Source organism: Staphylococcus sp. GDY8P94P (assembly GCF_017892255.1).
Lineage (GTDB): Bacteria > Bacillota > Bacilli > Staphylococcales > Staphylococcaceae > Staphylococcus > Staphylococcus cohnii.
The window spans coordinates 288,221-314,872 of the sequence record NZ_JAESKU010000015.1; the positions used below are offsets into that span (position 1 = coordinate 288,221).

The following is a 26,652-nucleotide window of genomic DNA, read 5'->3' on the forward strand; positions in this document are numbered from 1 at the left end:
TTCATTGTTGTAATCATTTTTAGTTGTTATGCTTTATTTACAGATTAATTAGGAGGATGATTATTTATGGCTTTTGAATTACCAAACTTACCTTATGGTTCTGACGCATTAGAACCACATATTGATCAACAAACAATGGAAATCCATCACGACAAACATCATAACACTTATGTTACTAAATTAAATGCAGCAATTGAAGGTACTGATTTAGAGTCTAAATCAATTGAAGAAATTATTGCAAATTTAGACAGTGTACCAGAAGATATTCAAACAGCTGTTAGAAATAATGGTGGTGGACACTTAAACCATTCATTATTCTGGGAATTATTAACTCCAAACTCTGAAGAAAAAGGAACTGTAGTTGATAAAATTAAAGAACAATGGGGTTCTTTAGATGCATTTAAAGAAGAATTTGCAGATAAAGCTGCAGCTCGTTTTGGTTCAGGATGGGCTTGGCTAGTTGTGAATAATGGTAATTTAGAAATTGTTACAACTCCAAACCAAGATAACCCACTAACAGAAGGTAAAACACCAATCCTAGGCTTAGACGTTTGGGAACATGCTTATTATCTTAAATACCAAAACAAACGCCCAGAATATATTAGTGCTTTCTGGAACGTTGTAAATTGGGAAAAAGTTGATGAATTATATAACGCTGCTAAATAATTAAGCTTCTATTTTTGACGGCCTTACACAGGTCGTCATTTTTTTATTTAAAATAATAGAAATCTGTGTCAATTTCATATATCATTTAAAGTGATCACTTTTGAATAGAGGTATGTTGTTTTGCTAAAAAGATTAAAGGAAAAATCAAACGATGAGAAAATAAGAAATACGATGAACAAAAGAATAAGCTTTGTGTTTGGTCTAATTGTATTTATTTTTGCGGTTATTGTTTTACGATTAGGTTATTTGCAAATTGCGCAGGGCTCTCATTATAAGCAATTAATTAAAAACAGTGAAAATTTAACTGTTAATGAAGCTGTTCCAAGAGGGAGAATTCTCGATAGAAATGGTAAAGTCCTAGTAGATAATGCATCTAAAAAAGCCATTACTTTTTCTCGTGGAAGAAAAACGTCGCAACCAGAGGTTTTAAAAATAGCTAATGATTTATCAAAACTTATAAAAATGGATACTGATAAAATTACAGATCGAGATAAACAAGATTTTTGGATTTTAAAGCACCCTAATAAAGCTGATGAATTAATGAAAAAAGAACAATCATTATTAGATGATGGAAGTATTACTCAAGAACAATATGATGAAACATTACATAAAAAAATTGGAAAGAAACAATTTGATTCATTTTCTGATAAAGATTTACAAGTTTTAGCAATATTTAGAGAAATGATGTCTGGTTCTGCATTAGATCCTCAAATGATTAAAAATGAAGATGTTACAGATGAAGAATATGCTGCAGTGTCACAAAAACTTTCTGATTTACCAGGCGTTAATACCACGATGGATTGGGATCGAAAGTATCCATATGATGATACATTACGCGGTATTTTCGGTGATGTCTCTACTACACAAGAAGGTATTCCAAAAGAATTAACAGAACAATATTTATCAAAAGGATATTCAAGAAATGATCGTGTAGGAAAATCTTATTTAGAATATCAATACGATAATATTCTTAAAGGTAAAAAGAAAGAAATGAAATACACAACAGATAAATCAGGAGAAGTCATTGATTCACAAGTAATTCATGAAGGATCACGTGGAGACGATCTTGTTTTAAGTATTGATATAGACTTACAAAAGAAAACAGAAGCGTATTTGGAAAAACAAATAAGCAAATTACGTAGTGAAGGTGCTAAAGATATGGACAATGCTTTAGTGGTTGTCCAAAATCCTAATAATGGTGATATTTTAGCGATGGCTGGTAAACAAATTGATAAAAACGGTGATTTAACCGATTATGATATCGGAACGTTCACGTCACAATACGCTGTTGGATCGTCTGTTAAAGGTGGAACATTATTAGCAGGTTACCAAAATGATGCTATTAATGTTGGTGAGAAAATGGTTGATGAACCATTAAAATTTGCAGGTGGTCTCTCTAAACGTTCATACTTCAACCAAGATGGTAAAGTAACGATTGATGATAAAGAAGCTTTAATGCATTCATCAAACGTATACATGTTTAAAACAGCATTAAAAATTGCTGGTTCACCATACTCACCAAATATGACATTGCCTACTGATATTTCAGAAGCAGGTCAAAAATTACGAAAAGGGTTAAATCAAGTTGGTTTAGGTGTTAAAACAGGTATCGATTTACCAAATGAAACTGGCGGTCAGATAGAACCATTAACAGATAATCCAGGAAACTATTTAGATTTAGCAATTGGACAATATGATACTTATTCGCCATTGCAGTTATCACAATATGCATCTACAATTGCAAACGATGGTTATAGAATTCAACCACATATTGGCTTAGAAATTAGAAAAGCAACAAATAAAGATTCCTTAGGCCCAGTTAAACAGAAAGTAAAAGGCGACGTATTAAATAAAGTTAATAATACATCAGACCAAGTTAACCAAGTACAAGAAGGTTTTAAAATGGCATTTAATGAAAAAGAAGGTACAGGCTATCAAAGTTTCAATGATACGGTTGTTCCTTCAGCGGGTAAAACTGGTACAGCAGAAGTATTCCAAGATGGTGAACCAAAAGTAAATTCAACTTATGTTGGTTATGCACCAATAGATAATCCGAAATTAGCATTTTCAATTGTATATACTAATCAACCTGTTCCAGAACCTTGGCTTAATGGTGGTGACTTAGGTCGCGATATAATTAACTATTATTTTAAGGAAAAAGATAAAAAGTAAACCAAAAACAACCTATTTTTAAATTTAAAACCTATGGGTATGGTCTATATTGAAAAATAATACTTTTCAATTTTATAACTAAATGGTATGATAAATAAGTCGTATTTTGAAAAGGTAAGGAGGAATTAGCATGCGCGTAAACGTAACACTAGCTTGCACAGAATGTGGAGAAAGAAACTACATTACAACAAAAAATAAACGTACTAATCCTGAACGTATCGAAATGAAAAAACACTGTGCTCGTGATAACAAACATACTTTGCACCGTGAAACAAAATAATAAAAATTTTAACCAGATTTTAAAATATGAATCTGGTTATTTTTTTTCAAAAATATATTGGAATAGCAGTATGATGACATAATATATTTTTATCGTTATAATAAAAGAGGATATAAAATGGGAAGGTGTCATATATGAGTAAACGTTCATTAAGAAAAGAAATAATAAAAATAATGAAGCAATTTTCCGAACAAGATCAAAAATTATCTGCTGACCAATACTTAACACAACAATTATTGAGTTTATCTGAATATAAATCGGCAAAACGTATTGGCATTGTGCTCTCAATGGCACATGAAGTCGATACTTATCCAATCATTTCAAAAATGCTAAATGATGATAAAAATGTATATGTACCAGAAACTGATTATAAAACTAAAACAATGTCATTTAAAGGTTTAGATGATTTATCGAATCTTGCACCTGACGATAAAGGAATTATTTATGTTACAAGTAATACTGAAATAACTAATGATTTAGACTTGTTAATAGTACCAGGTGTAGTATTCAATAACAAAGGCTATAGAATCGGTTATGGTGGGGGCTATTTTGATAAATTTTTATCACAGTATCAACAGCCAACGATAAGTTTAATTTATGACTTCCAAATGAATGATTTTGAAATAGAAGCACATGATCAACCCGTGCAAAAATTAATTATAGCGACTACGAATTAATGGAGGAAAAAATGATAACTGAAAAGCACTTTTGGAAGTCAATTTATACTTGGGTAAAATATTTAAACTATCAAGTAGTACATCGTAATCAAGATGATTCTGAAATTTGGCTTGCAAATAAAAGAAAGCAATCTGTTGCAATATTTAAATTTGGTGCTAATTCTACACAAGAAGTTAGATTTGATAAAAGTAGAGTTCAAGACCATGAAGAAGATATTATTACATTTTTAGGTTTCAAACCCAAAAATTATAATTTATATATTTACACTGATAAAACATTTACAAATGAAAATTTAGACGAGCTAAAATCAGTTAAATTCAAAGTAAAAATTATTCGACAAGTTGAACATATGGATAAAATAATGCCCAATTTTTTAGTGAAATTTATGTTTAATCGCAGTACGAAGCATACAAAAGGCTATTATAAGCAAAGAGCATTAAATAATAATCCTATTGAAAAACATATGCTTAAATTTGCACCAGTTACATATTCATTAATTGTAATTAATATTATTATCTGGCTTTCGATGGTGCTATTTTTAAATCATTTTTCTGATTTAAAACTTTTAGATATTGGAGGTCTTGTACATTTTAACGTCGTTCATGGAGAATGGTACAGACTCATATCATCTATATTTTTACATTATAATTTTGAACATATATTAATGAATATGTTAAGTTTATTTATTTTTGGAAAAATAGTGGAAGCTATTGTTGGGCATTGGCGATTTTTAATTATTTATTTTGTTTCTGGCTTATTTGGTAATTTTGCTTCGTTATCTTTTAATACAGATACGGTTTCCGTTGGTGCAAGCGGTGCTATTTTTGGTTTAATTGGAGCCATTTTTGCTTTTATGCATATTGGTAAACAATTTAATCAAAAGTTAATTGGCCAATTATTAATTGTCCTAGTCATCTTAATTGGTGCTTCATTACTAATGCAAAATGTAAATATAATAGCACATGTGGGTGGTTTTATTGGTGGTTTACTAATAACGCTTATAGGATATTATTTTAAAATTAACCAAAATAAATTCTGGATTTTTCTAATTTTAATGATTGTTTTATTTATTGCAGCTCAAATTCGAATCTTTACGATTCAAGAGGATAATATTTATAATACAATCATTGAAAAGGAAATGAAGCATGGTAATTATAAAAGTGCTGAAGATATGGTGCAACACACGGTAAATAAAAGTTATGCCGATGATGAAACATACTACCTAAAAGGATTAATTAATGCGACAACGGATTCAAAATCAGAGGGCATGGCAACATGGGAAAGAGGTTTAAGAAATTTTCCAGATTCTGCATTATTAAATTACCAACTAGCGGTTGCAAATAGATCTATCGATAACAAAGATAAAGCAAAAAAACATATTAAAGCCGCTTTAAAAATAGATCCAACTAATCATGATTATATTAATTTAAATAAAGAATTGAGCGATGACGGTGATTCATGAGATTAATACATTTTATGATGTGCAACAACTTTTAAAAAAATTTGGTTTTATCATTTACTTCAAGGATAAGGAAGATATTTATGAAATGATGGAACAAGAGCTACATTCATTGTATGAATATAGTTTAATTACCAAAGATGATTATATTAAATCTAAATTAATTATTAATCAACGGAAAAATGAACGCTAATGCCTTGAATCATTATATGAGTAAGTAGTTTTTATAATATGGATACATACCATATTGGCAGTTTAAACAGTTAACAATCAATAGCCACATTTTTTGTTATTGATTATATAATATATCTTTATATTCGTTATCATTGCATTTGTGAAATGAAAAATATTAATATAGATATATATGTTTTATACAGAGAAAAAATATATTTTAAGGAAAAAGACAACTATTTTAACATGCAAAACGTTAAAATCGACTGTTGATGAAATCAAGATTTAGATTAGTATTCCTTAAAAAATAAGAGAAGGATGAATAAAATACATGAAAAAAATTATCTTAGCAGCAGATATTGGTGGTACAACTTGTAAGCTAGGTATATTCGACCAACAATTAGAACAAATTGAGAAATGGTCTATAAAGACTGATACGTCAGATGTTACAGGTTATGCACTTTTGAAAAATGTTTATGAATCTTTCGTTGAACATGTCGATAATTCTGACTTTGTTTTTTCAGATGTGTTAGGTGTTGGTATTGGTGTACCAGGACCAGTGAATTTTGAAACAGGTGAGGTTAATGGTGCAGTTAACTTATATTGGAAAGAAACTGTTAATGTCAGAGAAATTTTCAAACAATTTGTAGAATGTCCTGTTTATGTTGATAATGATGCTAATGTTGCAGCATTAGGTGAAAAGCACAAAGGCGCAGGACATGGTGCAGACGATGTAGTTGCAATCACATTAGGCACTGGTCTAGGCGGCGGTATTATTTCTAACGGAGAAATTGTGCACGGTCATAATGGCTCTGGTGCTGAAATTGGCCATTTTAGAGTTGACCATGATCAACGCTTTAAATGTAATTGTGGTAAATCAGGTTGTATTGAAACCGTTGCTTCCGCGACAGGTGTTGTTAATTTAGTGAATTTTTATTACCCTAAATTAACGTTTAAATCTTCGATACTTCAATTAATTAAAGATAATCAAGTTACCGCAAAAGCAGTATTTGATGCAGCGAAAGCTGGAGATCAATTCTGTATCTTTATTACGGAGCGTGTAGCTAATTATATTGCTTATTTGTGCAGTATTATCAGCGTGACAAGTAACCCTAAATATATTGTTTTAGGTGGAGGAATGTCTACAGCTGGTTTGATTTTAATTGAAAATATAAAAACAGAATATCATAATCTAACTTTTACACCAGCACAACAAGGAACAGAAATTGTTCAAGCTAAATTAGGTAATGATGCGGGCATTACTGGTGCTGCTGGTTTAATTTATACTTATATAATTGAAAAGGAAGGTGTGAAATAATGGCTATAGTAGATGTAGTAGTTATACCTGTGGGTACAGAAGGACCAAGTGTTAGCAAGTATATTGCTGAGATACAAACGAAATTAAAAGAATTTAAAGCACAAGGTAAAATTGACTATCAATTAACACCAATGAATACCTTAATTGAAGGAGATTTGAAAGATTTATTTGAAGTCGTTCAAGCCATTCATGAATTACCTTTTGATAAAGGTATTGATAGAGTTTGTACGAATATCAGAATTGACGATAGAAGAGATAAATCTCGAAAAATGAATGATAAACTAAAATCAGTTCAAAATCATTTAGATAATGGAGGTCGCTAACAATGCAAATTTCTAGTTTAGCATTGGGCTTAGTTAAGACGAATACTTATTTTATTGAAAATGATAAGCATGTCATTATAGTTGATCCAGCGGCTGATTATGAATTAATTATAAAAAAATTAAACCAAATTAATAAACCTGTCATTGCAGTATTGTTAACACACGCTCATTTCGACCATATTGGTGCTTTAGATCAAATTGTTGATAAATATAAGGTGCCCGTTTATATGCATTACAGTGAGTTTGATTTTTTAACTAATACTGATAAAAATGGTTCACAGAAATTTAAGCAATATGGATTAACACCTGTAACAAGTCGCGTATCACCACAAAAGATTGATGAAGGTTCTATGGAAATTGAAGGCTTTAAATTCAAAGTACTTCATACGCCTGGACATTCGCCTGGTAGTTTATCTTTTATATTTGACGATTTTGCTGTAGTTGGTGATACTTTATTTAAACAAGGTATAGGAAGAACTGATTTATATAAAGGTGATTATGAAACATTAGTTGACTCGATATTAGATAAATTATTCAAGTTAGATGATGATTTACCTTTATTCCCAGGACATGGGCCATATACAACGATAGAAGATGAACAACTTAATCCATATTTGCATGGTTAATTTAATTTTAGAAAGTAATATTAACACCTCCTACGTGTATTAATGTAGGAGGTGTTTTTTTGAAGTTACTCTTTAAAAATATTATTGATAAAGCTATTAATGAAAATGTATCAGATGTACACTTTATTCCTGACCAAAACAAAGTACACATTAAATTTAGGAAAAAAGAATATTTAAGCACTATAGAAACAGTAGAAGTTCATATTTATAGGAAATTGCTCACATATATGAAATATCAAGCTGGCTTAGACGTCTCAACACATAGCACTGCGCAAAGTGGAAGATATGCTTACAAACTCAAACAATTATACTATTTAAGAGTTTCTACTTTACCTTTATCTCTAGGATTTGAAAGTTGTGTAGTGAGAATTATACCTCAATACTTTCAAAATTCTGCAAAAGCACTTAGTATTAATCAATTATTTAAACTAGTTCATAAAAAACAAGGGTTAATACTGTTTAGTGGTCCGACGGGATCAGGAAAAAGTACATTAATGTATCAGCTCATAGTACACGCAAAGGAGCATTTAAATGTTAACATCATTACCGTAGAAGATCCTGTAGAGCGTTTAGTTGAGGGAATTACACAAGTGTCTATCAACGAAAAAGCAGGTATTAATTACGCTAATTCTTTTAAGGCTATTTTGAGGTGTGATCCTGATATAATACTCATTGGTGAAATCAGGGATGCAATGATTGCTAAACAAGTAATTCATGCAAGTTTAAGTGGACATTTAGTACTTTCAACGATACATTCAAATAATTGTAAAGGAGCATTGAGTAGATTATTAGAAATGGGCATTACTATTCAAGAACTGCGACAGACGGTATTAAGTATTATTAATCAGAGATTAGTAATCACATCAAAGAATGAACGTTCTCTTATTTATGAACAATTAAACCGTGAAGATATAGCCTTTTATTTTGAAAATCAACTTACACTCCCGAACACATTCAAAAATTTATCTTACAAGTTGCAAGAAATGGCAAAAGAAGGAGAAATTTGTGAAGAAACACTTAATAGATATCTTTAATACACCTCGCTTTATGCTTATCAGCGAAAAGAATCAAATTGACTTACTTCAAAGATTACATGATTTACTTCAACATGGTTTCACATTATCGGAATCATTTAAATTTTTATTACAACATATAAAAATTAAATCACCCAAATTAATTTCTTTGATTAATACACGTCTAGATCAAGGTGCACAATGTTATGAAATATTATTACTTCTAAAATATCCTAAAATTATTATCATGTTAATATATTTTTCTGAGTTATTTAGTGAACTCACATCAACACTACCACATGCAAAAGACTATTTGATTCGAAATAACAAAGCAAAGCAACAACTAATAAGAACGCTGCAATATCCCTTACTATTAATTACAATTTTTATAGGAATGTTAATAATTTTAAATCATACTATTATACCTGAATTTCAAGCACTTTATAATAGCTTTGATGTTGAAATATCAAAAACACAATTAATCTTATCCTCTATATTAATATATCTACCTAAAACACTACTTTTTATTACATTAAACTGCTTAATTTTTTCTTATTTATTTTATAAAATCACAAAAAAATTACCGATTAACTTGAAGTACAGAATTATGTTAAAGATCCCCATTTTACGAAATTTTTTTAAATTTTATAAAACTTACAGACTTTCTACAGAATTTGCATTGTTTTACAAGAACGGCGTGACCTTACAATCAATCGTTGATATATATTCTAAGCAAAAAAACGACACATATTTAATTTATCTTGCTAGAAAATTAGCAACAGGTACTCAAAGTGGTCATAAGTTAAGTGAGATTTTAAAAAAGATTTCTTGTTTTGAAGAAGGATTGATTAATTTTATTGAGGAGGGTGAAAAGACAGGGAAACTAGATATAGAATTAAAATTATATAGCGAAATCATATTTACAAAAATTGAAAGGTATTTACAACTATTAATTAAATTTATACAACCAACTATATTTATCATGCTAGGGATACTAATCATTTCCTTATATTTAGTGATAATGTTACCTATGTTCGATCTAATGCAAACGATTAAATAATAACATTCGGAGGTTTTTAATGAACAAAATAAAACGAACTTTTAATAAGCGTGCATTTACTTTAATTGAAATGCTCCTTGTATTATTAATTATAAGCTTATTATTGATTTTGATTATACCCAATATTGCAAAACAATCTTCACATATTCAAAGCACTGGTTGTGAAGCACAGATAAAAATGATTGAAAGTCAAGTTGAAGCATTTACTCTAAAACATAATAAAAAACCACAGTCTATAGATGAACTGATTGCGGATGGCTATATCAAAGAAAACCAAAAAAATTGTAAATCAGGATCAACCATTACAATTAACAACGGTGAAGTAATTGCAAACTAGCAAAGCATTTACATATATTGAAATGCTATTGGTTATGGGTATCATAAGTATCTTATTATTTATTCAAGTAAACCATATATCTATAAATGATAATAAAATTAATAAAAACAATAACTTTATGAATACATTAATCATTCAACTAAATTATTTGAAATCTAAAGCGATTAAAGATGATAAATCCATAACACTCATATTTAACGACTATTCAAATAAAATCATAGTTAGAGAACAGTCAACTGAAAATAAAGATATAAACTTTCCACAAAATACTTATATACATCCTAAAAGTAATATAAATTATTTAACATTCAACAATAAAGGTAATACAAATAAATTTGGGAGTATTTTTTTATCAGTAGATAATGAACTTTATAAATTAATATTTCATATTGAAAAGGGAAGATTAAGATATGAGAAACAAAAACATTAACGGTAGTATACTTATGGATGCATATATCGCTTTTGTTTGTATGCTTATAATGTGCAGTGTTTTTTTGCCTATGATTTTACAATTAAATCATACTTTCAGCGATAAAATTGACAGATTAAGTATGAAAAGAATTACATTATTAGCGTTAAAACATAATGATCGTAAAAGTTTACTAAAAGGCATTAATATTGAAGGATACAAAGTTAAATTAACCAATTCAAATTTATGTATAAGAATAAAGGACCAAGTTAATGAAAAATGTTTTTACAAATAAATATTCAAGTTTTACTTACATTGAAGTATTATTTGCACTATTTATCACTTTATTAATATTTACAATGTTACCTTTATTATATAAATCAATCACCCCTATAAAACATCAGTCTAATTTTGAATCATCCATTGATATAGAATTTTTTTCTAGAGACTTAACCGAAGCACTATTGCAAAGAAATTCAAAGGCACTAGAAATTGATAAAAACGGACGAATATTAAAATTCGACACAAGAGAAAATATTATAAGATATGAGTTCAAAAACAATAAGATTATTAAAACAATAAATAATACAGGAAACATCACATTATTAAACAATGTAACAAATGCACAATTCATATTATTAAAAAATAAACACATAAAATTAAAATTGAAAATGCATTATGCAGGAGGTACTTTTGAAAAAGCAATTCAATTCTAACATAAACGGGTACATATACCCTTTTGTGATGGTTATTTATATGCTATATTTATCAATAATAGCAATATATTCTTCTCAATTTAATATTCAGCTAAAAACGCTTGATAATATTGAGTCTTATTATGATAAACAAATTAAATTACAATTACAAAAGGAAGATATTTTTGAAAAATAAAATTAAAACACCGCTTATTTTAATAGGTTTTATGGGTACAGGTAAAACAACATTAGGGAAATATATTGCACAACACAATCAATTAACTTTTGTAGATTTAGATGAATTTATAGTACAACAAGAAGAGAAAACAATACCAGAAATTTTTGAACAATTAGGTGAAAAAGGTTTTCGTAACTTGGAGTTTAAATACTTAAAAAAATGTGTTAACCAATTTGATGTCATTGCTACAGGTGGGGGCATCATCGAAGGCAATGACGCTTTTAACTTATTAATAGAGCAAAAACATGTTGTATGGTTAGATTGTGATATAGAAATTCTATACGATAGAATTAAAAATGATAGCAACAGACCCAATGCAAATAATAAACCGCTTTTTAAACTAAAAAGCTTGTATTCAACTAGAGTTTCAAGATATAATGAAATCGCATTCATCAAAGTGAATAGTAATAAGTCGCTTCCAGTTACATATAAAAAAATATTGGAATCGATGAAAGCGAATGACCAGTATTAGAGAGAATGGTTAATAATTGATTTTAACCATCGCCGAAGGTGCAAGTTTAACGAAACTCTCAGGCAAAAGGATAATACTGAGACGCATTCCTGGATTTTTTGACAGGGTAGGCTTAGTCTACTCTGTCTTTTTTAATACAATAATAGGGGGTTTAGCAATGGTAAATGAATTAAAACACACGCCACTTTATCAAAACTTCGTGGATCTTGGTGCGAAAATTGTTGAATTTGGTGGTTGGGCTATGCCAGTTCAATTTTCAAGTATTAAAGATGAACACAATGCTGTAAGAACAAATATGGGCTTATTTGACGTAAGTCACATGGGAGAAATTTTAATCAAAGGTTCTGAAGCAGATCAATTAGTACAATACTTACTTTCAAATGATACTGATAATTTAGACACAAAGAAGGCACAATATACAGCATTGTGTAATGAGCAAGGCGGTATTATCGATGATTTAATCACCTATAAACTTAGTGAAAAAGAATATTTACTAGTCGTAAATGCTGGAAATACTGATAAAGACTTTGATTGGATGAAAAAACAAGCAGAAAATTTTGATGCTGAAGTTTTAAATGTTTCAACAGAATATGGGCAATTAGCTATACAAGGCCCAAAAGCACGTGATTTTGTTCAAGAACATGTGAATCAAGATGTATCAGAGATGACTCCATTTGAATTTCTACAAGATGTTGAATTCTTTGGTAAAAATGTAATATTATCACAATCTGGTTATACAGGTGAAGATGGCTTTGAAATTTATTGTAAATCAGATGATACGTCATATCTATGGGAATCAATATTAGAATATGATGTAGAACCATGTGGTCTTGGTGCTAGGGATACATTAAGATTAGAAGCTGGTTTACCACTTCATGGACAAGATTTAAGTGAATCAATCACACCATATGAAGGTGGAATTGCATTTGCTGCTAAACCATTAATCGACGCTGATTTTATAGGTAAGAGCGTGTTAAAAGATCAAAAAGAAAATGGTTCTAAGAGAAGAACAGTTGGAATTGAAATGATTGATAAAGGAATTCCAAGAACTGGTTATACTGTTTATGATATCGATGGAAATGAGATTGGTGAAGTTACTTCAGGTACACAATCTCCATTAAGTGGTAAGTCTATTGGTTTAGCTATAATTGATAGAGATGCTTTTGAAATGGGCAAGGAAGTTATAGTACAAATAAGAAAAAGACAAGCAAAAGCAAAAATTGTTAAGAAAAATCAAATTAATAAATAATTTAAAGGGGTGTTATTGTGAGTCATCGTTATATTCCATTAACAGATCAAGATAAAAATGAAATGCTTGAGACAATTGGCGCTGAATCGATCAGTGAATTATTTGGAGATGTTCCCAAAGACATTTTATTAAACAGAGAATTAGCTATTCCTGATGCTGAATCTGAAACCACATTAACTAAAAGACTTAATAAAATTGCTAGTAAAAATATCACTAAAGAAACACATACTACATTTTTAGGTGCAGGTGTTTATGATCACTATGCTCCTGCAGTTGTAGATGCAATGATCTCACGTTCTGAATTCTATACTGCTTATACACCTTATCAACCTGAAATTTCACAAGGTGAGTTACAAGCTATCTTCGAATTTCAAACATTAATCTGTGAATTAACAGATATGGATATTGCCAACTCATCAATGTACGATGGTATGACAAGTTTCGCAGAAGCTTGTATTCTAGCATTTAATCAAACGCGTAAAAATAAAATTGTCGTTTCAAAAGGTATGCATTATCAAGCACTACAAGTGTTACACACATATGTAAAAACACGCGAAGAATTTGAAGTTGTTGAAGTTGATTTAGATGGTACAATTACAGATTTAGAAAAACTTGAAAATGCAATTGATGATGATACTGCTGCAGTTGCAGTTCAATACCCAAATTTTTATGGTTCAATAGAGGATTTAGAAAAAATCCAATCATTTATCGAAGATAAAAAAGCATTATTCATTGTTTATACAAATCCAATCGCACTAGGCTTATTGACGCCTCCAGGTAGTTTTGGTGCAGATATTGTAGTGGGAGATACGCAACCATTTGGTATTCCAACCCAGTTTGGTGGTCCTCATTGTGGTTTCTTTGCTACTACTAAGAAACTCATGAGAAAAACGCCTGGTAGACTAGTCGGACAAACTGAAGACCAAGATGGAAACCGTGGTTTTGTGTTAACACTTCAAGCACGTGAACAACATATTAGACGTGATAAAGCAACATCAAATATATGTTCAAATCAAGCATTAAACGCATTGGCTTCATCAATTTGTATGTCTGCTTTAGGAAAACAAGGTATCTATGATATTGCGATTCAAAATTTTGAAAATGCAAACTATGCTAAAGAACAATTTAAACAACAAGGATTTGAAATTAGTAATGGTACATCCTTTAATGAATTTGTTGTTAAATTTGATAAACCTGTTAAAGATGTAAACGATGCTTTAATTCAAGAAGACATCATAGGCGGATTGGATTTAAGTGAAATCGTAGAAAACTTCGACAATCATATGTTAATTGCAGTAACAGAATTACGAACGAAAGATGAAATTGATACATTTGTTAAGAAAGCAGGTGAAATAAATGGTAGTAAGTAAATCTAGTCCATTAATTTTTGAACGTTCTAAAGAAGGTCGCTATGCATATTCTTTACCCCAAAAAGAAATTGATAATGGGGCAGTTAATAAGCTATTAGATGACAAATTTATCAGAAAAAATAAAGCTGAATTTCCTGAAGTAGCTGAACTAGATTTAGTGCGTCATTATACTGAGTTATCAAATAAAAACTTTGGTGTGGATTCAGGATTTTATCCGCTAGGGTCATGTACCATGAAATATAATCCAAAGGTAAATGAGAAAATAGCCAGAATACCTGGATTTGCTGAATCACATCCACTACAAGATGAATCGCAGGTACAAGGTTCATTAGAAATTATTCATAGCTTACAAGAAGAACTTAAAGAAATAACTGGTATGGACGAAGTTACATTACAACCAGCTGCTGGTGCTCATGGAGAATGGACAGCACTTATGATTTTCAAAGCTTTTCATGAAAAAAATGGAGAAGGACATCGTAACGAAGTCATCGTACCTGACTCTGCACATGGTACAAACCCAGCTTCAGCAGCATTCGCTGGATTTAAAGCTGTTACAGTGAAATCTAATGAACGTGGAGAAGTTGATATAGAAGATTTAAAACGACTCGTCAATGAAAACACTGCTGCAATTATGCTTACAAATCCAAATACATTAGGTATTTTCGAACAAAACATCATGGATATTCGAAACATTGTACATGAAGCTGGTGGGTTATTGTACTATGATGGTGCTAATTTAAATGCAATTATGGACAAAGTTAGACCTGGAGATATGGGTTTTGATGCTGTTCATTTAAATTTACACAAAACATTTACTGGGCCACATGGTGGTGGTGGACCTGGTTCAGGGCCAGTTGGTGTTAAAAAAGAACTTGCAAGTTTCTTACCAAAACCAATGGTCGTTAAAGAAAATGATGTGTATAAATATGATAATGATATCGAACATTCAATCGGTCGTGTTAAACCATTTTATGGTAACTTCGGTATTTATTTACGCGCTTACACATACATTAGAACAATGGGTAATAAAGGACTTGAAGAAGTTTCAGAGGCAGCAGTATTAAATGCAAACTATATTAAAGCAAGATTGAAAGAACATTTTGAAATCCCATACGAGCAATATTGTAAACATGAATTTGTATTAAGTGGTTCAAAACAAAAAGAATATGGTGTAAGAACATTAGATATGGCTAAACGTTTACTTGACTTTGGCGTTCACCCACCTACTATCTATTTTCCATTAAATGTAGATGAGGGTATGATGATTGAACCAACTGAAACAGAATCTAAAGAAACATTAGATTATTTCTGTGACACAATGATTGAAATAGCGAAAGAAGCAAAAGAAAACCCTGACAAAGTTTTAGAAGCACCTCATACAACGATTATTGATCGTTTAGATGAAACAAAAGCTGCTCGTCAACCAGTATTAAAATTTGAGGATTTAAGATCAGAAAAATAATTTTAATAGAACAAGGCAGATAACTTTTGACTTTAATAAACGAAAAAGAGTATGAGACAGTAAACTTAATCAAAAATAGAGGAGACTGGGACATAAATCCCCATCCTCAAAATAAGAGGGGCAAATCCTTAACAATGGATTTGCCCCTCTTTATATTTAAAATCTTTCGATTTTGACCGTGCATGCTTGCCTGGGTTATGGCTCGAGCCTGTAGTCTCTCACTCATACTCTTCCCCCGGCGTCAGCACGTTACAAAATCAGCACAATTTGTTTTATCATATGACGAGTTTCAAAATCCAACAGATACTTGAACGTTAATTCCATTTTTAACTATGATAAAAGGTACCTTATTGGCCATACGATAAAATCAATGATTAATTCTTTTGTCCAAATCATAAGTTCTTAGAATTCAAAAGGTATGCGTATCGCATTGATCGTTATGATTTTAAATGCGACTTCAAATTATACGAATGTAATGATTGTTTAAAATGTCCACTTAAAAATTTATGTATGAAAAACAATTTAAAAACTAATAAGAAGATAATGAAGCATTTTAATTGGGAGTATTTTAAATCTCAAATTAATCAGCAGCTTTCAGAATCAGAGACTAAAAAAATCTACAGTAAAAAGATTGATGTAGAACCAGTTTTTGGATTCATGAAGGCTATTTTGATTTTCACTCAAATGTCAGTTTGAGGGATAGACAAAGTCAAAAAAGAATTAGAATTTGTCCTAATGGCATTAAATGTAAGGAAAACGGTAACTCAACGAGATACACTATTTGATAAAAAAGAAAACGACAATTTCTACATTATTTCAATAGAAATTATCGTTTTCTGTTTAGTCAGAGACATTTATGTCCGAACTTAATCTTTAAATGTTTATTTAACCATTTACTTCTTTGATTTGATTTTACCAGTCCATTTTTTATATCCGCCTTTAAGCATGAATATATCTTTATATCCGTTCTTTTTTAATATTCTAGCGGCACGATAACTGGCAATACCATTCGCATCACAAAGATAGATTGGCTGATCCGTTCTCAATCCCTGATATCTTTGTTTAAACATTGTGATTGGAATGTTACGAGCACCATTAATATGACCATAATCATAGTCTACTTTTTCTCTCACATCAATCACTTGAGCTTTTCGCAAACCATTATGGAATTCATTTTGGTTTAATTCTGTTACCGCTTTTTTGTTCAAATATCTATTGAACAACATATAAGCGACGATTATTATTAAAATTGCTAAAGCTATAAACCAAAAATTACTCATCTTGCATCCTCCCTAATTAACCGATATTATATATTATAAGACTGTTAGCACAAATTATCAAAATATTTTTATCATGATAATTACATAATACTGACATTTTTGTACAATTATTGAAAACGATAACACACATTAGATGTTATCACAATTTAATTTTAATGAATGGAGTTTTGATTGTGACTGAAACATGGCATTTTATCAACACGGGGAGTAATGATCCATTTTACAATATGGCAATGGATGAAGCGTTATTAAATTTTGTTTCTAGAGGTGAGATTGACCCAGTAATAAGATTTTACACATGGGATCCAGCTACACTTTCAGTTGGCTACTTTCAAAGATTAACTAAAGAAATTGATATAGACAAGGTTGCAGATAAAGGTTACGGCCTTGTTAGAAGACAAACAGGTGGCAGAGGGGTCTTACATGACAAAGAATTAACTTATAGTGTTATTGTACCAGAATCGCATCCGAATATGCCCAAAACGGTTACAGAAGCTTATAGGGTCATTTCTGAGGGTTTACTTGAAGGATTCAAAACATTAGGTTTTAATGCCTCTTTTGCTATTCCACGATCCAAAGAAGAAAGATCTAAATTAAAACAACCAAGAAGTGCAGTTTGTTTCGATGCCTCGAGCTGGTATGAATTAGTTGTAGAAGGACGTAAAATTGCAGGAAGTGCTCAAATGAGACAAAAAGGTGTTATCCTGCAACATGGTTCATTGTTACAAGATATAGATATCGATGATTTGTTTGATATGTTTATATTTAAAAATGACCGTTTGAAAGAAAAAATGAAACAAGCTTTTGTTGATAAAGCAGTAGCAATTAATGATATATCTGACCGTTACATCACTATAGATGAAATGGAAAGCGCATTCGAAAGTGGATTCAAAAAAGGATTAAATATTAATTTAAAACCTTTAGAATTAACCACTCAACAAAATGAAGAAGTTGAAGCATTAATTGAAAAGTACCAATCATCAGAATGGACTTATCGAAAATAATTTTATTCTATATAAACAAGCATTTACCCACACAATTAATTTCAAATATTGTAAGGTAAATGCTTTGATTTTTCGATAATGTTAAACTTTAAAAGTTTAACATTATTTTTTTTTATTTCTTTTTCTATACTTTCTTTGGGCACGCTTATATTTTCTTTGATCTTCTGTTAAAAAGAAAAAATAGTAAATTAAATAAATAATACCTGCAAAAATAGCTAAACTGATGGCCATTTTTACAAAACTAAATATAAATGCATCTAAGTTAAGTATTAAACCAACTAATGCAATTGCAATTACGATATAGAATATTGCTTGTTTCAAAATAAACACTCCTATTTATATGTCACGTTACTCATTACTTATACTTACTTTTGATAAAGTAGTTTGACCTTTATTAAGTTTCTTCTTATCTTTTTCGTTATAACCCTCTCTTATATCACTCATAGCTGAATCTAATGATTTGTTTAATTTAGTAATACTTTTATGTTTCTTTTTATCTTCATCATTCATTTTATCTTTATTAATTTTATTTTTATATGTAGAAAAAGCAGCATCAATTTTATTAGTAATATCTGTTAATTTGTTTTGAGTTTTTTCACTTTGTTTATTTTTTGAAACCTCATCTTCAATATTATTATAATCATCAATTGCTTTTGCGACATCTTGATAATATTCAGAAGACGCCTTAATATGATTCAGCTTATTTTTATTACTTTTTGCATTCTTAATATTGTTTTTATCTTTTTCTAATGCAGTAATATTTGTTTTTTCTTTTTTTATTTCTAATTTTAAATCTTGAATATTACTTTTTAATTTATGATTTTCATCACGTAGTTTTGTTGTTTTCTCTTCTAATGGCCCTAAATTTTGGCTCCCACACCCAGCGAGTATACACGAAGCGCTTAAAATAGCGAATAATTTTTTCTTCATAACTCTCTCCTAATTCAAAAACTATAAATTTGTACATTAATTATGCTATCATTTTAATGTATATATTGGAAATGTACAAATTTATTGAATAGGGTGATTACTGTTGAATAGAATAGATAAATTAAAAGCTGCTCTAAAAACAAAACATTTAGAAGCAATTATCGTTTTATCTGATTATAATAGACGTTACTTATCTGGATTCACTGGAACCAGTGGCGCACTAATTATTACAAATGAAGAAAAACTATTACTTACTGATTTCAGATACATAGAACAAGCGACTACTCAGGCTGCTGATTTTAAAGTAATTAAGCAACAGGGGCAATTGATAGAATCTATTAAATCAACACTTGAAGAATTAAATGTGCAAAATGTTGGTTTTGAAGGTAATTTAGTGAGCTATGATACTTATTTACAGTTAAGTAAATCTTATATTAGTTTAATAAGTATTTCTGGATTAATTGAAAAAATCAGAGAAGTCAAAGATGAACAAGAAATAGCAAATATTCAAAAGGCTGCTCAAATTGTTGATGATGCTTATGAGTATATTTTAACAGTTGCTAAAGCAGGAATGACAGAACTTGAGCTGAAAGCAAAATTAGAAAGTAAAATGCTCGAATTAGGTTCAGAAGGTCCATCTTTTAATACAATTGTTGCCTCTGGAGTCAGAGGGGCGCTCCCACATGGCGTAGCAAGTGATAAAGTAATTAACCAAGGAGAATTAATCACCTTAGATTATGGTGCTTATTACAATGGATATGCCTCAGATATTACTCGTACTTTTGCTATAGGCGAACCGGATGCTCAGTTAAAAGAAATATATCAAATTGTATTACAAGCAAATTTAAAAGGAATTGAAGCAGCTAAAAAAGGGATGACCGGAAAAGAACTTGATGCAGTTGCAAGAGATTATATCACTGAAAAAGGATATGGTGAAGCGTTTGGTCATTCACTGGGCCATGGTATTGGATTAGATGTACACGAAGGTCCAAATTTATCTAAAAAATCTGAATCTCCATTAGAGTTAAATAATTGTGTTACAATTGAACCCGGTATATATTTAGATGGAATTGGTGGCGTGCGTATTGAAGATGATATATTAATTGCAGAAAATGGTTGCGAACGCTTTACTAAATCGTCTAAAGACCTTATTATTTTATAGAAGACCTTATATTAAGGAGGAAACTGAATGATTTCGGTTAATGATTTTAAAACAGGTTTAACAATTTCTGTAGATAATGGAATTTGGAAAGTTTTAGATTTCCAACACGTAAAACCAGGAAAAGGTGCTGCATTTGTACGTTCTAAATTACGTAATTTAAGAACAGGTGCTATTCAAGAGAAAACATTTAGAGGCGGAGAAAAAGTTGAAACTGCTATGATCGAAAATCGCCGTATGCAATATTTATACGCTGATGGTGATACACATGTTTTCATGGATAATCAAACATTTGATCAAATTGAATTATCTGCTGATTATTTAGAACATGAATTAAATTTCTTAAAAGCAAATATGGAAGTTCAAATTCAAAGTTATGAAAATGAAACTTTAGGTGTTGAATTACCTAAAAACGTTGAACTTACAGTCACAGAAACAGAACCAGGTATTAAAGGTGATACTGCTACCGGTGCTACAAAGTCTGCGACAGTTGAAACAGGTTATACATTAAATGTGCCACTATTTGTTAATGAAGGAGATACTTTAGTAATTAACACTAGCGATGGTAGTTACGTATCAAGAGCTTAATTCATCAACTTCACACATAATAAGACTACAGTATCTTGCAAATTACTTAAAAGCCTTTCCAATTATTTAAATGGAAGGGCTTTTGTTATTTAAGAATAAACTGAAAATAACCTTGACACAAATAATCGTTAACCATTGATTAAATATAGTAATTAAAGAGTTATAATAGAAAATATGTATATGCTTGAATTGAACATTTCACTAAAGTAAAATAAACTAGGTAATGAAAACAATCTGAAGGAGTCAGTATTTATGAATTTTAAAGAAATTAAAGAATTAATTGAAATTCTTGATCAATCCAGCTTGACTGAAATTAATATAGAAGATAAAGGGAATATAGTTAATTTAAAAAAAGAAAAAGAAACTGAGATTATTACGCCTCAAGTTTCACAACAACCGATGCAACAAATTGCACCACAACAATCGGCTGTATCAAATCAACTCGATGCTCAAAGTTCTGAAGAGACAAGTGCTTCTCAGGAAAATGATAACTTAAAAACAATAAATGCGCCGATGGTTGGCACGTTTTATAAATCACCTTCACCGGAAGAAAGCCCATATGTTCAAGTAGGAGATTCTGTTTCAAACGAATCTACTGTATGTATTTTGGAAGCTATGAAATTATTTAATGAAATACAAGCAGAAGTCACAGGGGAAATTACTGAAATACTAGTAGAAGACGGTCAAATGGTAGAGTATGGCCAACCGTTATTTAAGGTGAAATAATGAGTAAAATTTTAATAGCAAATAGAGGGGAAATTGCTGTAAGAATTATACGTGCATGTCACGATTTAGGATTACAAACTGTAGCAATATATTCTGAGGGAGACAAAGATGCATTACATACTCAAATTGCTGATGAAGCATATTGTGTCGGTCCCACTCAATCTAAAGATTCTTACCTAAATATCCCTAATATTTTATCCATTGCGACTTCTACAGGATGTGATGGTGTTCACCCAGGATATGGTTTTTTAGCAGAAAATGGCGATTTTGCTGAACTTTGTGAAGCTTGTCAACTTAAATTTATTGGTCCAAGTTATGAATCAATTCAAAAAATGGGTATTAAAGACGTAGCTAAAGAAGAAATGAAGCGTGCTGAAGTACCTGTAGTTCCTGGCAGTGAAGGATTAGTTAAAGACATTAAAGAAGCTAAGAAAATTGCAAAAGATATAGGTTATCCTGTTATTATCAAAGCTACTGCAGGCGGTGGTGGTAAAGGTATACGTGTCGCACGTGATGAAAAAGAATTGGAAACTGGCTTCAAAATGACGCAACAAGAAGCAGAAACTGCTTTTGGTAATAGTGGTTTGTATCTTGAAAAATTTATAGAAAACTTTAGACATATTGAAATACAAGTGATGGGAGATAGTTATGGTAACGTCATCCATTTAGGAGAGCGAGATTGTACAATACAAAGACGTATGCAAAAACTTGTGGAAGAAGCACCATCTCCAATCTTAACTGATGCTAAAAGACAAGAAATGGGTAATGCAGCAGTAAGAGCAGCAAAAGCTGTAAATTATGAAAATGCTGGTACCATTGAATTCATTTATGATTTAAACACTAATGAATTTTATTTCATGGAAATGAATACACGTATTCAGGTAGAGCATCCCGTTACAGAAATGGTAACTGGTATTGATTTAGTAAAACTGCAACTTAAAGTTGCAATGGGTGAAAAATTACCATTCACACAAAAAGACATTGAAATCAAGGGACACGCAATCGAATTCAGGATTAACGCCGAAAATCCGTATAAAAACTTTATGCCTTCACCAGGAAAGATTACACAATATCTAGCACCAGGTGGTTTTGGAGTAAGAATCGAATCCGCATGTTATACTAATTATACAATCCCTCCATATTATGATTCTATGGTAGCAAAATTAATTGTTCATGAACCATCAAGAGATGAAGCAATTATGACTGGATTGAGAGCGTTAGGTGAATATTTAGTATTAGGAATCGACACTACAATTCCGTTCCATATTCGACTTTTAAATAATGATATATTTAGAAGTGGTAAATTTAATACTAACTTCTTAGAAACATATAATATAATGGATGAATAATCTAAATAGGAGGTTTGTGAAATGGTCAAAGTAGCAGAATCATCACATTCCAATTTAGGAAAAATAGAAATAGCACCTGAGGTTTTGACTGTTATAGCTAGTATAGCAACCTCAGAAATAAAAGGCTTAGAAGGACACTTTAAAGAAATTAAAGACTTAAGTGTTGAAAAAGTTACAAAAAAACAATTAGCACGTGGCATTAAAGTAGATACAAAAGATGATGGTATTCATATAGATGTTTATTGTTCATTTTCATACGGCATTAATATCTCAGAAACTGCAAGAAAAATACAAAATGCCATTTATAACTCATTATCTACGATGACAACCATCATACCAAGTCAAATTAATGTTCACATTACACATATCGTATCTACAAATTAAAAATAGCACTATGACTTTAATGTAGTCATAAAACAAGAGTTCTATAATCAAGTGATTAACAAAATTCTATTTTATATTAGTCATAAAGCGTACAATGCTAAAAGGAGTTTATAATGAGTCGAAAAGAATCAAGAACACAAGCCTTTCAAACATTATTTCAATTAGAAATGAAAAATAGTGATTTAACGATTGATGAAGCAATTAGTTTTATTAAAGATGATAATCCAGATTTAGAATTTGATTTTATTAATTGGCTAGTTACTGGTGTAAAAGATCATGAATCTGTGTTAGATAACAAAATTGCGCCACATTTAAAAGATTGGACAATCGACAGGTTATTAAAATCTGACCGTATCATATTAAGAATGTCAACTTTTGAGTTGTTAAATAGCGAAACGCCACAAAAAGTAATCATCAATGAAGCAGTTGAATTAGCAAAACAATTTAGTGATGATGATCATTATAAGTTCATCAATGGTGTATTAAGTAATATTGAATAAAAGAGTGATATAATATGTCAGATTATTTAAGTGTGTCAGCTTTAACTAAATATATTAAATATAAATTTGATCAGGATCCACACCTACAAAATGTATTGCTCAAAGGTGAGCTTTCTAACTTTAAAAAACATAGTAGTGGTCATCTTTATTTTAATGTTAAAGATAAAAATAGTGTAATCAGTGCAATGATGTTTAAAGGGAATGCTTCAAAAATTGACTTCGAGCCTAAAGAAGGTGACGAAGTGCTTTTAGAAGCACGTGTTTCTGTATATGAAAGACGTGGCAATTATCAAGTTTATGTTAATAAAATGCATATAGATGGCATTGGTAATTTATATCAAAAATTAGAACAATTAAAAAAGAAATTAACTAAAGATGGGTATTTTGATCAAAATCACAAAAAAATGATTCCTAAGTTTCCTGAAAAAATTGCTGTGTTAACTGCAGGTACTGGGGCAGCAATAAGGGATATCCATACAACTATCAATAGTCGATATCCTTTAGTTGAACAAATTCAAATTAATACTTTAGTACAAGGTGAGCAGGCTAAGCATGATATCATTGAAAAAGTAAAACAGGCTGATGAGTTAAATGTAGATACTATTATAATTGGTCGTGGTGGTGGTTCTATAGAAGATTTATGGAACTTCAATGAAGAAGATGTTGTAAAAGCGATTTATACATGTCAAACACCAATTATATCAGCAGTAGGTCACGAAACGGACTTCACACTTAGTGATTTCGTAGCAGATGCACGTGCAGCAACACCTACACAAGCAGCAGTGATGGCTACACCTGATCAATATGAATTAAGACAATATATTCAGCAACAAAAATTTTCTCTAACTAGGTTTATGAAACAACAAATTCAACATCGAAAACAGTATCTACAACATGTAGCTTCATACTATAAATTTAAAACGCCAACTTTATTATATGATCAACAGATTCAAAAACGTGATGATTTAGAGAAACAACTTAATTTAGCAATAAACTTTAAAGTCAATCAACAGGTACAAAAACTGCAATTAATAAAACAGAATTTCAACTTAAAACATTTCAAACAAAGTATTCAGAGAGAACAAACAGCGATCAACCAACAACAAACGAATCTTGTAAAATTAATGAATCACCTCATTGTAAAACAAAGAAATAATTTAACTAATAAAATAGAGAATTTGAATAATCTTAGTCCAACCAATACAATGTTACGTGGTTATACGATTGTGAATAAAGAGGATAAGATAGTAACGAGCACGAGTGATTTAACTGAAAATGATAATATTGTATTAACAATGAAAGACGGTTCTGTTGATGCACAAGTTATGAAAGTAAGGTGTAAAGATGACAAATAAATCACAAAGTTTTGAAGAAATGATGAAAGAATTAGAAAATATAGTTCAAAAATTAGATAATGAAAATGTTTCTTTAGAAGAATCTTTAAACTTATATCAACGAGGCATGACATTATCAGCAAATTGTGATGAAACATTGAAAAATGCTGAAAAAAAAGTGAATGAACTTATGTCTGAAGAAAATGTTGAAGGCGATGAAGAAACTGAAAAGGAAGAAAATCATGATGAATCATAAAATTGACAATTTAACTGATGAAATAAATAAATTATTGCAAAATTCAATTCCGAATTCATCACTAAATACAGATTTAGAAAATAGTATGAGATATTCGTTAGAAGCAGGTGGTAAACGAATTAGGCCTGTTTTACTTTTATTAACATTGGACATGTTAGCAAAGGATTACAAACTTGGCTATTCTTCAGCACTTGGATTAGAAATGGTACATACGTATTCTCTTATTCATGATGATTTACCTGCAATGGATAATGATGACTATCGAAGAGGTAAATTGACAAATCATAAAGTGTATGGTGAATGGAAAGCAATACTTGCTGGTGACGCATTGCTCACAAAAGCTTTTGATATTATTATTAATGATGACAATCTGAAAGATGATGTTAAAGTAAAACTTATCAAGCGCTTGTCATCTGCAAGTGGACATTTAGGTATGGTGGGCGGTCAAACGCTAGATATGCAAAGCGAAGGTGAAGGATCTGCAGTAGACCTGAATACTTTAGAACATATACATCATGCTAAAACAGGGGCGTTATTAAAATTTGCTGTAATGGCTGCAGTAGATATTGCTGAACCCGAAACCAATGTCGCCAGCTTATTAGAATCATATAGTGAACATTTAGGATTAATGTTCCAAATAAAAGATGATTTATTAGATATTTACGGTGATGAAACAAAACTAGGAAAAGCTACAGGTAGTGATATCGAAAATGATAAAAGTACTTATGTTTCATTGTTAGGACAAAATGGTGCAGAAGAGAAGTTAAAGTCACATACTGAATCTGCATATGCTTGTTTAGCTCGTTTACCTGAGCAGTATGACACAAGTAATCTAAAATTTATAATTGAATTATTTAATAATAGAGAATCTTAAAAAACTTATTAACTGTTTTTGATACTTTTATATTATTTCAAACATTAAGTCATGCTACTGATCGTAGCATGATTTTTTTATTTATAAGAATTTATAATTTTATAAATAAATATTCATTTGCTACTAAAATTGTAACAGTATTAGCATTAAAAAATAGAAGTATGTGCAATATTAAAAAATCTAAGAAAATAGGCAAGTAGTATATATAACAGTGAATAAAAGTATTTCAATTAGATTAACTTTAGTAGTAGTATCATCATCCATGTGTTA

31 protein-coding genes, 1 pseudogene and 1 riboswitch are annotated in these 26,652 nt (G+C 30.3%); of the genes and pseudogenes, 29 read left to right on the forward strand and 3 right to left on the reverse strand.

The genetic code is table 11. The features are described 5' to 3' along the window. The first annotated feature begins 66 nt into the window (after window positions 1-66). The 19 genes and pseudogenes from KA926_RS10825 to KA926_RS10915 all read left to right on the forward strand — a co-directional run. Window positions 67-666: a superoxide dismutase gene (locus tag KA926_RS10825; RefSeq protein ID WP_019469356.1), complete on the forward strand. Its 600-nt coding sequence runs from the start codon at window positions 67-69 to the stop codon at window positions 664-666. 120 nt (window positions 667-786) lie between these two features. After that, window positions 787-2,838 carry a peptidoglycan D,D-transpeptidase FtsI family protein gene (locus KA926_RS10830; RefSeq protein ID WP_210144331.1) on the forward strand — a complete coding sequence of 684 codons (2,052 nt, stop codon included), beginning with the start codon at window positions 787-789 and terminating at the stop codon, window positions 2,836-2,838. A 130-nt stretch (window positions 2,839-2,968) separates the two neighbouring features. Next, a complete protein-coding gene (gene rpmG / locus KA926_RS10835) occupies window positions 2,969-3,118 on the forward strand; it encodes a 50S ribosomal protein L33 (protein ID WP_019469354.1) in 150 nt (49 codons plus the stop codon). Window positions 3,119-3,252: 134 nt separating this feature from the next. Further along, entirely contained in the window at window positions 3,253-3,795 is a 543-nt protein-coding gene (locus tag KA926_RS10840) for a 5-formyltetrahydrofolate cyclo-ligase (RefSeq protein ID WP_210144332.1), read from the forward strand. Window positions 3,796-3,806: 11 nt separating this feature from the next. Beyond that, entirely contained in the window at window positions 3,807-5,258 is a 1,452-nt protein-coding gene (locus KA926_RS10845) for a rhomboid family intramembrane serine protease (RefSeq protein WP_107385045.1), read from the forward strand. Beyond that, the gene (locus KA926_RS10850) at window positions 5,242-5,448 is read left to right on the forward strand and encodes a YqgQ family protein (RefSeq protein ID WP_107385046.1); all 207 of its coding nucleotides are present in this window, start codon (window positions 5,242-5,244) and stop codon (window positions 5,446-5,448) included. The genes KA926_RS10845 and KA926_RS10850 overlap by 17 nt, the downstream gene beginning before the upstream one ends. Window positions 5,449-5,757: 309 nt before the next feature. Further along, on the forward strand, window positions 5,758-6,744 hold the full coding sequence (locus KA926_RS10855; protein ID WP_019469350.1) for a glucokinase: 987 nt from the start codon (window positions 5,758-5,760) through the stop codon (window positions 6,742-6,744). Continuing rightward, the gene (locus KA926_RS10860; RefSeq protein WP_019469349.1) at window positions 6,744-7,067 is read left to right on the forward strand and encodes an MTH1187 family thiamine-binding protein; all 324 of its coding nucleotides are present in this window, start codon (window positions 6,744-6,746) and stop codon (window positions 7,065-7,067) included. The genes KA926_RS10855 and KA926_RS10860 overlap by 1 nt, the downstream gene beginning before the upstream one ends. Before the next feature lie 2 nt (window positions 7,068-7,069). Then, window positions 7,070-7,693 carry an MBL fold metallo-hydrolase gene (locus tag KA926_RS10865; protein WP_107385049.1) on the forward strand — a complete coding sequence of 208 codons (624 nt, stop codon included), beginning with the start codon at window positions 7,070-7,072 and terminating at the stop codon, window positions 7,691-7,693. Between the two features lie 59 nt (window positions 7,694-7,752). Beyond that, window positions 7,753-8,727 carry a competence type IV pilus ATPase ComGA gene (comGA, locus tag KA926_RS10870; protein WP_181187591.1) on the forward strand — a complete coding sequence of 325 codons (975 nt, stop codon included), beginning with the start codon at window positions 7,753-7,755 and terminating at the stop codon, window positions 8,725-8,727. Beyond that, on the forward strand, window positions 8,699-9,766 hold the full coding sequence (comGB, locus tag KA926_RS10875) for a competence type IV pilus assembly protein ComGB (protein ID WP_348634179.1): 1,068 nt from the start codon (window positions 8,699-8,701) through the stop codon (window positions 9,764-9,766). Before comGA ends, comGB begins: the two co-directional genes overlap by 29 nt. 19 nt (window positions 9,767-9,785) lie before the next feature. Beyond that, a complete protein-coding gene (gene comGC, locus KA926_RS10880; RefSeq protein ID WP_210144333.1) occupies window positions 9,786-10,103 on the forward strand; it encodes a competence type IV pilus major pilin ComGC in 318 nt (105 codons plus the stop codon). Continuing rightward, window positions 10,093-10,533, forward strand: coding sequence for a competence type IV pilus minor pilin ComGD (gene comGD / locus KA926_RS10885; protein WP_210144334.1), 441 nt, complete (start codon window positions 10,093-10,095; stop codon window positions 10,531-10,533). The genes comGC and comGD overlap by 11 nt, the downstream gene beginning before the upstream one ends. 251 nt (window positions 10,534-10,784) lie before the next feature. Next, on the forward strand, window positions 10,785-11,228 hold the full coding sequence (locus KA926_RS10890) for a ComGF family competence protein (RefSeq protein ID WP_210144335.1): 444 nt from the start codon (window positions 10,785-10,787) through the stop codon (window positions 11,226-11,228). A gap of 164 nt (window positions 11,229-11,392) precedes the next feature. Continuing rightward, window positions 11,393-11,917, forward strand: coding sequence for a shikimate kinase (locus KA926_RS10895; RefSeq protein ID WP_107385157.1), 525 nt, complete (start codon window positions 11,393-11,395; stop codon window positions 11,915-11,917). Then, window positions 11,904-12,001: riboswitch (glycine riboswitch) on the forward strand. It overlaps the preceding gene by 14 nt. Window positions 12,002-12,074: 73 nt before the next feature. Beyond that, on the forward strand, window positions 12,075-13,166 hold the full coding sequence (gene gcvT / locus KA926_RS10900; protein WP_210144336.1) for a glycine cleavage system aminomethyltransferase GcvT: 1,092 nt from the start codon (window positions 12,075-12,077) through the stop codon (window positions 13,164-13,166). A 17-nt stretch (window positions 13,167-13,183) separates the two neighbouring features. Next, entirely contained in the window at window positions 13,184-14,536 is a 1,353-nt protein-coding gene (gene gcvPA, locus KA926_RS10905; protein ID WP_210144337.1) for an aminomethyl-transferring glycine dehydrogenase subunit GcvPA, read from the forward strand. After that, a complete protein-coding gene (gcvPB, locus tag KA926_RS10910; protein ID WP_210144338.1) occupies window positions 14,523-15,998 on the forward strand; it encodes an aminomethyl-transferring glycine dehydrogenase subunit GcvPB in 1,476 nt (491 codons plus the stop codon). Before gcvPA ends, gcvPB begins: the two co-directional genes overlap by 14 nt. 248 nt (window positions 15,999-16,246) lie before the next feature. Continuing rightward, window positions 16,247-16,868: pseudogene (locus KA926_RS10915) on the forward strand (transposase); the annotation flags it as partial. Window positions 16,869-16,891: 23 nt separating this feature from the next. On the opposite strand, the gene KA926_RS10920 reads toward KA926_RS10915, so the two are convergent. Further along, entirely contained in the window at window positions 16,892-17,278 is a 387-nt protein-coding gene (locus KA926_RS10920) for a rhodanese-like domain-containing protein (RefSeq protein WP_107385153.1), read from the reverse strand. A gap of 173 nt (window positions 17,279-17,451) precedes the next feature. On the opposite strand from KA926_RS10920, the gene KA926_RS10925 reads away from it, so the two are divergent. Then, entirely contained in the window at window positions 17,452-18,282 is an 831-nt protein-coding gene (locus KA926_RS10925; protein WP_210144339.1) for a lipoate--protein ligase family protein, read from the forward strand. A 102-nt stretch (window positions 18,283-18,384) separates the two neighbouring features. Here KA926_RS10925 and KA926_RS10930 read toward each other — a convergent pair whose 3' ends face one another. Together KA926_RS10930 and KA926_RS10935 are read right to left on the reverse strand one after the other, a co-directional pair. Then, the gene (locus KA926_RS10930; protein WP_107385151.1) at window positions 18,385-18,603 is read right to left on the reverse strand and encodes an SA1362 family protein; all 219 of its coding nucleotides are present in this window, start codon (window positions 18,601-18,603) and stop codon (window positions 18,385-18,387) included. Window positions 18,604-18,630: 27 nt separating this feature from the next. Continuing rightward, window positions 18,631-19,212 (reverse strand): hypothetical protein, encoded by a 582-nt coding sequence (locus KA926_RS10935; protein ID WP_210144340.1) that lies wholly within the window; start codon window positions 19,210-19,212, stop codon window positions 18,631-18,633. 103 nt (window positions 19,213-19,315) lie between these two features. Between KA926_RS10935 and KA926_RS10940 the strand changes: the two genes are divergently transcribed. The 9 genes from KA926_RS10940 (at window position 19,316) to KA926_RS10980 (ending at window position 26,382) form a co-directional block, all read left to right on the forward strand. Then, window positions 19,316-20,374 carry a M24 family metallopeptidase gene (locus tag KA926_RS10940; protein ID WP_210144341.1) on the forward strand — a complete coding sequence of 353 codons (1,059 nt, stop codon included), beginning with the start codon at window positions 19,316-19,318 and terminating at the stop codon, window positions 20,372-20,374. A gap of 27 nt (window positions 20,375-20,401) precedes the next feature. Continuing rightward, on the forward strand, window positions 20,402-20,959 hold the full coding sequence (gene efp, locus KA926_RS10945) for an elongation factor P (RefSeq protein WP_019468387.1): 558 nt from the start codon (window positions 20,402-20,404) through the stop codon (window positions 20,957-20,959). 252 nt (window positions 20,960-21,211) lie between these two features. Further along, window positions 21,212-21,685 (forward strand): acetyl-CoA carboxylase biotin carboxyl carrier protein, encoded by a 474-nt coding sequence (gene accB / locus KA926_RS10950; protein ID WP_210144342.1) that lies wholly within the window; start codon window positions 21,212-21,214, stop codon window positions 21,683-21,685. Next, window positions 21,685-23,034 (forward strand): acetyl-CoA carboxylase biotin carboxylase subunit, encoded by a 1,350-nt coding sequence (gene accC / locus KA926_RS10955; protein ID WP_210144343.1) that lies wholly within the window; start codon window positions 21,685-21,687, stop codon window positions 23,032-23,034. The genes accB and accC overlap by 1 nt, the downstream gene beginning before the upstream one ends. A 21-nt stretch (window positions 23,035-23,055) precedes the next feature. Further along, window positions 23,056-23,418 carry an Asp23/Gls24 family envelope stress response protein gene (locus tag KA926_RS10960; RefSeq protein WP_071560408.1) on the forward strand — a complete coding sequence of 121 codons (363 nt, stop codon included), beginning with the start codon at window positions 23,056-23,058 and terminating at the stop codon, window positions 23,416-23,418. A 113-nt stretch (window positions 23,419-23,531) separates the two neighbouring features. Further along, window positions 23,532-23,918 (forward strand): transcription antitermination factor NusB, encoded by a 387-nt coding sequence (gene nusB, locus KA926_RS10965; RefSeq protein ID WP_019468383.1) that lies wholly within the window; start codon window positions 23,532-23,534, stop codon window positions 23,916-23,918. 14 nt (window positions 23,919-23,932) lie between these two features. Continuing rightward, the gene (gene xseA, locus KA926_RS10970) at window positions 23,933-25,273 is read left to right on the forward strand and encodes an exodeoxyribonuclease VII large subunit (RefSeq protein ID WP_210144344.1); all 1,341 of its coding nucleotides are present in this window, start codon (window positions 23,933-23,935) and stop codon (window positions 25,271-25,273) included. After that, window positions 25,263-25,508 carry an exodeoxyribonuclease VII small subunit gene (locus KA926_RS10975; protein WP_107385149.1) on the forward strand — a complete coding sequence of 82 codons (246 nt, stop codon included), beginning with the start codon at window positions 25,263-25,265 and terminating at the stop codon, window positions 25,506-25,508. Before xseA ends, KA926_RS10975 begins: the two co-directional genes overlap by 11 nt. Further along, a complete protein-coding gene (locus KA926_RS10980) occupies window positions 25,495-26,382 on the forward strand; it encodes a polyprenyl synthetase family protein (protein WP_210144345.1) in 888 nt (295 codons plus the stop codon). The genes KA926_RS10975 and KA926_RS10980 overlap by 14 nt, the downstream gene beginning before the upstream one ends. Window positions 26,383-26,652: the final 270 nt, after the last annotated feature.

Coding starts and splice junctions, on each gene's coding strand:
- KA926_RS10975 (WP_107385149.1), top strand. CDS start 25,263: ATGACAAATAAATCACAAAGTTTTGAAGAAATGATGAAAGAATTAGAA.
- rpmG (WP_019469354.1), top strand. CDS start 2,969: ATGCGCGTAAACGTAACACTAGCTTGCACAGAATGTGGAGAAAGAAAC.
- KA926_RS10980 (WP_210144345.1), top strand. CDS start 25,495: ATGATGAATCATAAAATTGACAATTTAACTGATGAAATAAATAAATTA.
- accC (WP_210144343.1), top strand. CDS start 21,685: ATGAGTAAAATTTTAATAGCAAATAGAGGGGAAATTGCTGTAAGAATT.
- xseA (WP_210144344.1), top strand. CDS start 23,933: ATGTCAGATTATTTAAGTGTGTCAGCTTTAACTAAATATATTAAATAT.
- KA926_RS10865 (WP_107385049.1), top strand. CDS start 7,070: ATGCAAATTTCTAGTTTAGCATTGGGCTTAGTTAAGACGAATACTTAT.
- KA926_RS10890 (WP_210144335.1), top strand. CDS start 10,785: ATGAAAAATGTTTTTACAAATAAATATTCAAGTTTTACTTACATTGAA.
- KA926_RS10935 (WP_210144340.1), bottom strand. CDS start 19,212: ATGAAGAAAAAATTATTCGCTATTTTAAGCGCTTCGTGTATACTCGCT.
- KA926_RS10860 (WP_019469349.1), top strand. CDS start 6,744: ATGGCTATAGTAGATGTAGTAGTTATACCTGTGGGTACAGAAGGACCA.
- KA926_RS10825 (WP_019469356.1), top strand. CDS start 67: ATGGCTTTTGAATTACCAAACTTACCTTATGGTTCTGACGCATTAGAA.
- gcvPB (WP_210144338.1), top strand. CDS start 14,523: ATGGTAGTAAGTAAATCTAGTCCATTAATTTTTGAACGTTCTAAAGAA.
- KA926_RS10960 (WP_071560408.1), top strand. CDS start 23,056: ATGGTCAAAGTAGCAGAATCATCACATTCCAATTTAGGAAAAATAGAA.
- KA926_RS10840 (WP_210144332.1), top strand. CDS start 3,253: ATGAGTAAACGTTCATTAAGAAAAGAAATAATAAAAATAATGAAGCAA.
- nusB (WP_019468383.1), top strand. CDS start 23,532: ATGAGTCGAAAAGAATCAAGAACACAAGCCTTTCAAACATTATTTCAA.
- KA926_RS10850 (WP_107385046.1), top strand. CDS start 5,242: ATGACGGTGATTCATGAGATTAATACATTTTATGATGTGCAACAACTT.
- accB (WP_210144342.1), top strand. CDS start 21,212: ATGAATTTTAAAGAAATTAAAGAATTAATTGAAATTCTTGATCAATCC.
- comGC (WP_210144333.1), top strand. CDS start 9,786: ATGAACAAAATAAAACGAACTTTTAATAAGCGTGCATTTACTTTAATT.
- efp (WP_019468387.1), top strand. CDS start 20,402: ATGATTTCGGTTAATGATTTTAAAACAGGTTTAACAATTTCTGTAGAT.
- KA926_RS10845 (WP_107385045.1), top strand. CDS start 3,807: ATGATAACTGAAAAGCACTTTTGGAAGTCAATTTATACTTGGGTAAAA.
- KA926_RS10855 (WP_019469350.1), top strand. CDS start 5,758: ATGAAAAAAATTATCTTAGCAGCAGATATTGGTGGTACAACTTGTAAG.
- KA926_RS10920 (WP_107385153.1), bottom strand. CDS start 17,278: ATGAGTAATTTTTGGTTTATAGCTTTAGCAATTTTAATAATAATCGTC.
- gcvT (WP_210144336.1), top strand. CDS start 12,075: ATGGTAAATGAATTAAAACACACGCCACTTTATCAAAACTTCGTGGAT.